Here is a 10785-nt window from a genome sequence, read left to right on the forward strand (position 1 = left end):
ATTGAATATTAATCTTTAATAATCGGGGCATCCCATATCACAGCTTTCACACCTGTGGGGATACCTTCGGGATGTAGGTGTTTACTCTCTAAGCTTGTCACCCGAGTGTGAGGGTTGTAGACCTTTACCAACTCCGCTTCGAAGCGATCATCTATCCGCTCAAAGTCCATAAACACAATATCCTTGCTGTATCTTAGTCCAGCTCTAAAAGTGATCCCTTCACTAGTTCCAGCATAACCAGATCCTAGCCCCACCATCTGAAGTGCAGGATAACCAGGGATTGGGTTACGCTTTTTATTGTACAAAAATAGGTAGTATCTCTTGGTGGTCAACTCCTTAATATATGGGCGATTGGTCTCAGCTTTAGTTTTAATGTAGTTGTCACTCTCAAAGTACACCCTATCACCCATCCTAATAGAGAGCTGTGGATTCTGCATCTCCTCGAAAAAGAGACGGTTTTGATAGGCCTTTACAAGGGGGTCCTCATCGCTTTTGAGCTTGGTAAAGATGATGTATTCCTTTGCGGGCAAGATAGTGCCGGCAGTTCGGAACACCAATTGACCATATTCATTTTTTCCTTGATAGAGAAAGTCGGTTGATCCTCTGAAGGAGTCGTTGACTAGCTCATGAATATAATTGAAGGTCTCAAAGGTAAGCTGAGTGTAGCTACCTCTTTTGATGGTATACCTGCTTACCTTAGGTTCGGCACAGCTCGCTTCGGTAAAGTCTGCCTTCATCTCCACAGTGCCTTCTTTGCTAAACTTCATCACAAAGCTGCTACCACCATAACCCAAACGACCACGAAAGGCAGTTTGGCCAATCAGCTCATTGGGATTGGAAAAGAGGAGTGAATCGCAGTGGGGAAAGTAAAGAACACTCCAACCACTAGGGCTACTTGTAAGCTCCTCGTGAAGCGATGAGATACTAGCTTGCACACGCTCCGATGGGCTCTCATGGAATGCCTGTTGCAGTTTTCCATTACAGCTAGCTAAGGTAGCTAGTGCAAGGGTGAGGGGAATAATAGTAGTATAGTATATCTTTTTCATTCTTCTTCCTCTTTGCTTTGAATAAATTGCGCCACTCTACGTAGGATAGTCACCTCGGCTTTTGTGAGATCCAATCCCCAATGCACCTTGATGTACTGGCTGAGAAAGGCTTGCTTCTCTAGCAACTCATTATGTGCCAAAGCGGCTTCTCTTGCATACCTCTCTGCTACCTCAGGGTTGGGGTCGCCGTCAGGGATACTTGTCTCCTCAAAAAGATACTCAATCTCTTGGGGTGTAGAGAGCAGGGTGGCACTTATCATCTCAGCCATGTCGTCTTCAGGGGAGAGCAAGGCGTACATTGTGTAGCATCCTCGCCTACCGGCATAGGTATCTAGACCAAACCGTTCCTTGTAGCTCTGCTGGTAGCTTAGTGGGATGGCTATTGGCTCGGTAGAGGATAGGTATCTATGCCCACTAATTCGGTAAAACTTGTCTCTATCGTAGGGGTAGAGCTCTAGCATCCGCTTGGCAAACTGATGAAAGACACTTCGCATCAGTAGGAAGACCTTTTCGGGGTCACTCGGGTCGAAGCTATTGACATTGTAGATACACATCTCTACAGGTGTGCCTAGGGGGTTGTAGAGCAGTTCTACCCCATTAGGATCAAGGTTGGGACCGCCATACATCTTGATACGGATGGGGAGTTTGCCCTTGAGGTAGTGAAGGTCTCCGATGGCTGGTAGCTCGAAACTCTCTAGGAATAGATACTTCACGGTCTCTAGCACGCTCTTGACCTTCTCCTCTTGGGGAGGGTAAACGTAGGTACCAAGTAGCTCCTTCTCGTCCCAGCGGTAGAGCACTTCTATCTGATAGGGCTGGGTAATGGATTGGGTTATCCATTGGTCTAGCTCACTCTCATTGGTGGTCTCTGCTGCAGGAGCCAATACGCTTGTATCGCTTAGTTTTGCATTTTGGCACCCAGCAATTATCATCATCAATGGGAGCAGTAGGGTAATTAGTTGTTTATTGTGTCTCATATCAATTACTTTCTATCTAACTCTTTTCGCTCACGAGGATTGGGCTGGAGCCCTCGTTTGATGGCCTCATTGGGTATTTGTAGAAGCTTGCGTGGGTCGTCTTTCTCAAGGGGAAAGTAATACTTACTCTTGCTATCACGAGCCACAGAGAGGTGGAAGCGACGAATATCCAACCACCGAAGCCCCTCTTGGTAAAACTCTTTTTGCCTAAAGTCGAGCACTAGCTTTACGAATGCAAGTTGCTTGATGGTAAGGGGATAATAGGGGCTATAGACCTGATAATTTTGGGGGTTGGTGGTCAGGTAGATAGAACGCTCTACGTAGGGGGTAAAGCCGAACTTCCCTCGTGTGTACTCTTGTAGGTCGTCAATGGCCTTATTGTACTCACCGAGCATCGCCAATGCCTCCATACGATTGAGCAGTACCTCATCAGTAGTAAATAACACATTGGTCACATAGAGTCCTCTCGGCTTGAGCCCACTATCGAGGTTACTCCTCACCTCATCAAACTTTGAGATGTATCGGCCCACCTTCAGTGGCAAGGGGGAGGGGGTAAAGAGGTAGCTACTGGATTGGTTGAGTCGCTTGAAGTTACCACCATTTTCAATCCCCTTCTTATCAAAGATGGCCTCTACGCTCTCCTTAGTAGGTCCATACTGCACTCGTGGAAGCTCACGAGCCCACCTCGACTCGGTAGTGGAGAGGAGTAGATTGGCAGGCTCCAATGCACTTGCATAGCTTTTAAATAGCTGTGGGCGTGCAAATTCGTACTGCTTTTGATACTCCGTCCAATGCCTTAACTCTCTTTTTGGGTCTCCACCCAAGACATAATTGGCATAGTCTACCACCTTTTGCCACTCCCCTTTGTGCAGATAAAAGCGGGAGGCAAAGGCGTAGGCAGCTTTTTTATTGAAGTGAAACTTGGGATGGCGGTAGAAGCGGTCGTTGACCAGCGTAATACCCAGCTTGAGATCGGCCTCGATCTCCTCATACACCTTTGCTACAGTTGCTCTATCATAATCGACCATGGCATGCTTCTCTGGGCTTTTCAGATAGGGGATACCAGGATGGAGGTCATCGGCTCCTCTATAAGGCTCTGCCCAAATATTCACCAGCATAAAGTGGAGATAAGCTCTTAGTAAAAAAGCTTCGCCATAGAGTGCCTTGACACGCTCTGTCTTGGGGTACTTTGTGAGTAGCTCGAGTGCAATATTGGCCTGAGCTATACCTCGATAACAAGCGTTCCAATAATTTAACGGCGTATCCAGGTCCTCTTGATCATAATCTTCCCAAAAGTACATTGCCTCATTGAGCCTATTCTGCTCACCATAAGGTCGGAAGCCCACATTATCTGTTCGGGGCTCAAGGAATGGAATATAGCTAGCTGTGGGATAGGCACCGGTGAGTAGCTCGGCAATCTTCTCCTCGTTGTCGACCTCTATATTGAGGTCGGAGTTGGGGCTCTTATCTAGGTACTTCGTACAGCTAGCGAATGTGATTAGCCCTAGTAGGGCACCTATGATCCATGGATATCTATTCATGATTTTCAAAACGTTATGCTCATTGATACGGTTACCTGCTTGGGTGTGGGGAGGGATACTCCACCTGTACGGTAGTACTCAGGGTCTTGTCCATTGAGCTTTTTATCGGCATAAAGCATCAGCGGATTGGTGGCATTCAGCCTAACTGATAGGCCTTTCAAGCGAATTCTTTCAAGAAGCTCCTTTTGGGCAGTGTAAGATAGTGAGATACTCTTCAGGCGAATAAAACTACCATCGGCCACTTTATTTTGCGAGAAGTTGTAGGTATTGTAGGCTCGCTCAATATTTTCCCTCCCAATGGCTCCTATAAGAGATTGCGATGGGAGTACTGGCACCTCGGTATGGTACTCATCGCCTGGGCTCAGCCACCTATCACGGTAGTCGCGAGAAAAGACGTTGAGATCGGCATAGAGGGGGTCAAACGTAGGATTGATCCGAATCTTATTCCCAGCCTGCATAGTGATGAAAAGAGAGAGCTCCCACTCTTTGTACCTAAAGGTATTCATCAGACCTCCCATTGCCTGTGGCTCTATAGGACCGTGATAGAGGAGATAGCTCTTATTGAACTCTGTATCCAAAAAGTCGGCACCAACAATCCGGGCATGCTCTTGGCTATTTTGGTAAAGGCCAAAGTCGAAGGTAGGTAATCCATTGGGGTCAAGACCTTGGAAGTTGAAAGAGAAGAGTGAGCCTTTGGGATAGCCCACTAGATTGCCCCTGCCCCGACCTGCTACCATATCAAAGGCATTAGGCGAATTGAGTAGACGGGTAATCATCTGGCTCATACCACTAATGGTGAGACTACTGCTCCAGGAAAAATTTTCTGTAACAATGTTTTTGGAGTGAATCCCTAGCTCCACGCCTCGGGTGGTCATATCACCAAAATTGGCATATTTATAGTACTGCCCCCCTACCCCTGAGGTACGGACGAGGTCGATAAGATCAAAGGTATTGCGCTGGTATAGATCCAATGTACCGCTGATGCGGTTATTTAGCATACCCACTTCAAGACCCACATTGAGCTCATACATCTTTTCCCACGTGAGGTCTCTATTCTCCAATTGGTCAAGTAAGAGTGCATTCTCTCTATCCTCCAAGTGGAGCCGATTGGTGATGCCCATCCGGAAGATATTGCTGGTATTGATCGCCTCCTCATTCATCTTGGCTGTAAGGCCGTAGCTAGCGCGGAGTGCCAGTTTGGAGATGGTGGGGTGGTTTCTGAGCCACTCCTCTTGATCAAGATTCCACTTAGCACCTATATTCCAAGTGGGCAACCAGAGAGCCTTAGCTCCCTTGCCCGAAGTATTGGCACCTTCGTAATTGAGCACCGTATTAAAGATGTACTTACCTGCATAGCCATAAGTGGCATTGAGCGAGAAGGTAACGCCCCTATCCACCATGCTTCTGTGCGAGAAGTAGGGTGTATTCTCCTGCGCGAGCTTATCAAAGACTTTGGGGTTGGGGTAGACCTGATTGGCTTTATCGTACTGGATTCCATAACCTTGGAAAGGGGTGATAAAGCGCTCGGTACTACGCAACTCGCTGAAACCAAAGAGTCGGATATCGTGCTCATCTACCTTTTTATTGTAGTCGCCCGATATGCGACCCAAAAAACTGGTCATCCCCACCTCGGTCTTATTGAGGATACCACCGTGAGTAAGAGCCACCTTTGGCTGCAAGGCAGGGTTATTTGGGTCGTTAAGGAGGTAGAAGTTTTCATGGGCTACTGTAGGAGTCTCTGCTGCCTGATAGGCCAATACCACATTAGACTGCTCCTTCACCTCATGCTGGGTACTGGTTGCTGCCCTTCGGATAGAGACGAGGCCTCCCACCTCGAGCTCTTGGATAGGCTTATAACTTCCTTCGACTTGCAACTTGAAATCTATCACCCGCATCTGCATCTGATTATTTTCGTACTCAGATAGGATATTGAAAGGCGCCCAATTATTGCGGTAGTAAGCCCTATTTCCATTGGCATCATAAGGGGTTAATGTACGACTAGTGCTAAGCGCATAGGCAAATGGATTGATATCAAAGTCGCGCTCGTAGGCACCGATCCGGCTATTCCGCCTTAGGGGCATAGTACCGGGGGCTCTCTGATTACGGATATTGCCATTGGCACTAAGAGTCAGCTTCAGCTCCTCTTTTGGGTAAAAAGTGCTCTTGAGGTAGGCAGTGAGCTGCTGTACCCCATCCGTAATGGTCCAACCGCCATCATGGTAATAACCAATAGAGGCATAGGTAGCCACATGGTCGCCACCTCCCGATAGGGTGACGGTGTGCCGAGTGGTGGGGCGGTAGGTAAAGAGGAGGTCAAACCAATCGGTATTGGCATACTCACCTCGTTGCAAAAACTCTAGCCTCGCCTTTGGAGTATTAGGCAGGAGATAACTGCCAGTATTAGGGTCCACTGTTAGAATATCTCGATACATCTGATGGTATATACCACCCCTTCGGCCATATAAAGACTCTTTGACGCCAAAGTAACCCTTATCCCACATCTCCTGGTAGAGCGACATCGTCTCTTGCGAATCCAGGAGGTCGTACTCCCTATAGGAGGGCTTTAGCCTAAAGGCATTTTCGGTGGCATAGGTAACGCTTAGTGGCATCCCCCTTCTGCCCGACTTCGTAGTGATCACTATCACCCCATTAAGGGCTCGCGCACCATAGACCGAAGTAGCAGAGGCATCTTTGAGCACTTGAATATCCTCAATATCGGAAGGATTGAGACCAGATACCGCCGAACCGATCAGCGTCACAGCATCACCAGAGGCCAATTGATCCATAGTCAGTGGTACCATATTTTCATACACAGCACCATCTATCACCCAGAGAGGCTGTGCATCACCTAGGATGGTGGCACCACCACGGATGCTAATCTTTGGGGCAGCACCAAAGGTACCGGATATATTTTGTACCGATAGACCAGGGATACGCCCTTCCAACATCCTCGACATATCAGGCACGCCATCAAGCTTTATCTCCGCCATTTTCACAGCGGTTGCGGCACCGGTGTAGACTCTGCTACGCACTTTTTGGTAACCAGTCACCACCACTTCGTCCAACTGAGTCTGATCTTCTTTCAGCTGTACATTCATAATGGATCCACTTACAGTGACCACCTTAGTTACCATGCCTACAAAGCGGAAACTTAGCTTATCCCCCTTGGTGCCATACACCTTGTATCTACCCTCTGCATTGGTAACCGCCCTACTCCCATTGCTTTTATTCTCCACAAGCACGCCAGGAAGGGGTAAGCTTGTTTGGTCGCTCACCACCCCAGTAACGGTTTCTTTCTCATTGCTCTCTTGTGCTAAGAGGGTCCCTTGGCTACAAAAGAGCAAAAGGAGTAGAAGCATTGAGAGGTGCTGTCGCTGGAATATCTTCTTCATCATCATATCTATTGATCACTCACAGTGGCATCATACCAACCCACTGAATATACATATACTACAAATTAGCTGATTAAAACTTCACCTCCACACCCCCATAAATACCTCTTGGGTGACCGGCACGCATCCCTGAAGGATGACGCGATACCACGTAGGCTTTATTCGCTAAGTTAATGGCATTTAGCGTGAGTGTAACACCCTTATATACCTTTGCTCGAATGGTGGCATCCCAAATAGTATGGTGCGGAATAGTCTCCCTAAGTGCCATTGACCCTTGTCCTGGCACCGTACGCATATCTCCATTGAAACGCACACCCACATTGAGATCTACCCACTTGGAAGTGACCCCCAACTGGCCATTGAATGAGTGCTTAAAAATATAGGGTATTTCATCACCTGCATGGACATCACCCCACGCGGAGCTGGTAAAGTCGTTCTTCATTTTGGTGTCGGTATAGGTATAGGAGAGCTGCGTATTGACACGTACCAACCAATGATGAGGCATAGGGTCAAGGTTGAGCAATACTTCTACACCCCTGACCAGTGCTGCACCGACATTAAATTGATCCATCGTGCCCTGCCCACCGGCTGCTGTAAGGTCACTTCCAAGCATATTTTGATAGTTATTATTAAAGCCAATCACCTCAAAGTGCAAGCCAGATATAGCTATACGCAAACCAGCTTCCACATTGGTGGAGCTCTCAGGCTTTTGATCCAAAACGGCACTCGGAGGGGCAAAACCTCTATGTACTCCTGTAAACACCGATACTTCGGGGATGATTTTGTAGTTCACCCCCACCCCAGGTAACCACACTCGAGCCGAATTAGGGGTCTCAATACGAATACGACCTGACCGCCTTGGATCCTGCTTGGTATAATTCCGCTTCTCCAAAACCACATCTTCATAGCGTAAACCTGCGGTAATCGTTAGATTGTTCCATGCCCATGTATTTAAGATATAACCGCTCCATGCACGGGCTGTCGTTACTTGGTTAGACTGACTTCCAGGGTCTCCTGGGCGGAAGAGCTTCATCTCACCCGACTGCATAGAGTAACCGTCGTCCTCTTGGAAGCGATCCTCACCATCTTCATGATACCGAATGCCGCCCTCTACAGTAAGGTAGCTCTCTCCTAGTCGCCACTTATGCTCTGCTTTGGATTGAATACCTCTGGAAAAGTACTTCCTCCGATTGGCACGCACCATAAGTGCTTCACCAATATAATCACGCTGCCCCGTAAGAATCTCAAAGTATTCGTGATTGGTCTCTGGATCGGCCAGCACCTGACCTATGGAGCGCTTTTCCTCTTTCAGGTAACCTACCCTCACGTCACTCAACTTATACCAATTACGAAAAAAGTAATTATAGTATAGATTGGAGGTAATCTTTAGACCATTCTCGGCCATCAATATGTGGCTCAAAACGCTCTGAAAGTGCTGTGTCTTGAGATGATCCTTATCGGCACCTGCATACCTGAAATAAGGGCGTAGAGCAAAGTCTTCACTACTAAGCCCAAGGTAGGTTTCATCAGAATCCTCATTCGCCCATCCCAACTTCAGCTCCACAATATGATTGACGCCCGAAAAACGATCGGTACTAATCCCGAACTTCGCCACTACATCATTGCGCTTAAAACCAATACGCTCATCAGGCTCATCTCTCCTAAATCCTTTGGATTGATGGCGAAGATACTCCACCATATATCCGAATATACCCCTACGGTCACCGATCATGATATGTCCCTTGGCGGTATCAAAGCTACCGTAAGAGGCATTGAACTTCCCAGTAAAGTGGGTAGGGATAGGAGTCGAAAGCATGTTGATGGCACCGCCCGTGGTAAAGGGGCCATACTGCACCTGGCTACTCCCTTTCAGCACCTCCACAGCACTCATCCTCGCTACACTTGGAAAGTAATAGGCTGCTGGTGCAGAGTAAGGAGCGGGAGCAATCAGAATACCATCCTCCATAAGTGAGATACGCTCACTCCGCTCGGCCTTGGTTCCACGCAAACTGATATTGGGGCGAAGACCAAAGCCATCCTCTTCATACATATTGACGCCCGGCACACTCTTGAGCATGCGATTGATGTCGGTATAATTGAACTTAGCTAGCTCACTAGGAGACAAAAAGTAAGCAGAACCAGTGCGGTTCCTTGCTTGAAACTTGCTACCTAATATCGGACGAGAGTAAATTACCACCTCATCAATAAGGCCATCATCTCTAATAGCTCCAAGGGTATCAACTGATTGAGTAGTCTGTTGAGAAACAGTATTACTGTCTTTTTCTTGGGCATAAACTAAACCGCAAGAAAAGAATAAAATGAGAATAATCGTCGAACGTCGAAAAAGCATAACTAGCGTATGGCGAATATGGTTCTTAATAAAAATATCCCAATTATCTGAGATATATATTTAAAAATTATTTAGCACTGCAAAGATATAAAGGCAATAATGTTCCCACAATACCTACATATAGGTATTTTATTCTCTTATGTCACGATGATTAATGCGGATAGTCTACACAACCAATATAACTAGAATGGTCAAATGATTTGGGATATCCCCTACTTGACGTTGCTGAATGACGTGCTTTATGAGAATGATGCACAAAGTAAAATAGGCAATACCACCTAGGTAAGCATTAGAGGTCAGGGAACCCTAATAGGCACTTGGAAGAGGGCCTGCCATACGGCAAGTTTATCCTAACATTTCAGCCCTGATTATCAGATAGTGGTTACGTATTAAATGAGCAAAGTGAAAAACCTAGCTAAAACGGGGTGTTTGTAGCCCCATTTACAACCGACTGTAAATCAATTCCATACAAAGGCGTTTGCCGAGATGCAACTAATCGATTGCTTAGTTGCATCTCGGCAAATGCTTAGTTGCAACTAACCGATTGCTTAGTTGCATCTCCACTTTAGCCTTACTAGCATAGAGGATTTAGGAGGTGCTTTGAGGTGGTTTTGGACCTACGCTTTTTCTTGCCTAGACAAGGGAGGGCTCTCCCCATAGGCTCTCCAATGAATACCACTGGATAATACCTTATTATAATGTGTCGACCTTGACTATTCGTTTTATCGGCTCATAAAAATTGAATATCTTTGCGACGACAAATAGTTTATTAATCATAAATACAGAACGATTATGAAGAGAATTTATACCGTTGTTTCGGTTATTATCCTAGGACTTGCTAGCTCACTCACGGCACAAGCTCAAGGTGGCCTCCGCTGGGGCGTGATGGGTGGTGCCAACTTCAGCAAGTTCAGCACCAAGGCAGATGATTACAAGAGCGACCTATTCACCGCTTTCCACATCGGCCCTATGGTTGAATACGAGCTCCCCATATTTCCACTAGCACTTGAGGCTGGCGTACTTTATGCACAAAAGGGTGCTAACTTTGATATGGCAGGTAAGGATGCTCTAAGCCTAAAGAGCAACCTGATTGAGATACCTGTCAATGTGAAAGGCTATGTATTCAGTATACCCGCAGCACGCTTTTTCATCCTTGCTGGCCCTAGCTTCAACTTTGCACTCAATACTAATATAGGTGATATCAAGCTTGATAATTCAAACGACATCAAGGCCAATAAACTAGGAATTGGTCTCAATGCTGGTATCGGCGTAGAGGTGCTCAAGTATCTACAGATCTCTGCTACATTCAATGCAGCAATGAGCGATAGCTATAAGTTTGAGGGTGCGGCAAAGGTCCTTAATGACTACATCAACACCAAGGAAAAGGGATTCTCTGTAACTGCTAGAGTCCTATTCTAAGTGATACTATCGGCTAACCTATAGTTGTTAGTACGCGGGGCTTTTCGTCTGAAAAGCCCC

6 protein-coding genes are annotated in these 10785 nt (G+C 46.8%); 1 reads left to right on the forward strand and 5 read right to left on the reverse strand.

Translation table 11 applies throughout. From position 1 onward, the window contains the following. Positions 1 to 8: 8 nt before the first annotated feature. The 5 genes from QVO39_RS07040 to QVO39_RS07060 all read right to left on the reverse strand — a co-directional run bounded on the left by QVO39_RS07040 (position 9) and on the right by QVO39_RS07060 (position 9306). Positions 9 to 1046, reverse strand: a complete 1038-nt coding sequence (locus tag QVO39_RS07040) for a DUF4302 domain-containing protein (protein WP_021903583.1) — start codon at positions 1044 to 1046, stop codon at positions 9 to 11. After that, complete coding sequence (locus QVO39_RS07045; protein ID WP_021903584.1) at positions 1043 to 2023, reverse strand: putative zinc-binding metallopeptidase; 981 nt, start codon at positions 2021 to 2023, stop codon at positions 1043 to 1045. Before QVO39_RS07045 ends, QVO39_RS07040 begins: the two co-directional genes overlap by 4 nt. A gap of 5 nt (positions 2024 to 2028) precedes the next feature. Next, a complete protein-coding gene (locus tag QVO39_RS07050; protein ID WP_021903585.1) occupies positions 2029 to 3564 on the reverse strand; it encodes a RagB/SusD family nutrient uptake outer membrane protein in 1536 nt (511 codons plus the stop codon). A gap of 5 nt (positions 3565 to 3569) precedes the next feature. Then, on the reverse strand, positions 3570 to 6962 hold the full coding sequence (locus tag QVO39_RS07055) for a SusC/RagA family TonB-linked outer membrane protein (RefSeq protein WP_502685070.1): 3393 nt from the start codon (positions 6960 to 6962) through the stop codon (positions 3570 to 3572). A 67-nt stretch (positions 6963 to 7029) separates the two neighbouring features. After that, positions 7030 to 9306, reverse strand: coding sequence for a TonB-dependent receptor family protein (locus tag QVO39_RS07060; RefSeq protein WP_021903587.1), 2277 nt, complete (start codon positions 9304 to 9306; stop codon positions 7030 to 7032). Between the two features lie 792 nt (positions 9307 to 10098). Between QVO39_RS07060 and QVO39_RS07065 the strand changes: the two genes are divergently transcribed. Next, positions 10099 to 10725: a porin family protein gene (locus QVO39_RS07065; protein WP_021903588.1), complete on the forward strand. Its 627-nt coding sequence runs from the start codon at positions 10099 to 10101 to the stop codon at positions 10723 to 10725. The last annotated feature ends 60 nt before the right edge of the window (positions 10726 to 10785 follow it).

It is taken from the genome of Porphyromonas sp. CAG:1061, assembly GCF_000435035.1.
Classification (GTDB): domain Bacteria; phylum Bacteroidota; class Bacteroidia; order Bacteroidales; family Porphyromonadaceae; genus Porphyromonas_A; species Porphyromonas_A somerae.

Excerpts from the sequence above, each read along its gene's own strand:
- QVO39_RS07040 (WP_021903583.1), bottom strand. The coding sequence starts at position 1,046 with ATGAAAAAGATATACTATACTACTATTATTCCCCTCACCCTTGCACTA.
- QVO39_RS07045 (WP_021903584.1), bottom strand. The coding sequence starts at position 2,023 with ATGAGACACAATAAACAACTAATTACCCTACTGCTCCCATTGATGATG.
- QVO39_RS07050 (WP_021903585.1), bottom strand. The coding sequence starts at position 3,564 with ATGAATAGATATCCATGGATCATAGGTGCCCTACTAGGGCTAATCACA.
- QVO39_RS07055 (WP_502685070.1), bottom strand. The coding sequence starts at position 6,962 with ATGATGATGAAGAAGATATTCCAGCGACAGCACCTCTCAATGCTTCTA.
- QVO39_RS07060 (WP_021903587.1), bottom strand. The coding sequence starts at position 9,306 with ATGCTTTTTCGACGTTCGACGATTATTCTCATTTTATTCTTTTCTTGC.
- QVO39_RS07065 (WP_021903588.1), top strand. The coding sequence starts at position 10,099 with ATGAAGAGAATTTATACCGTTGTTTCGGTTATTATCCTAGGACTTGCT.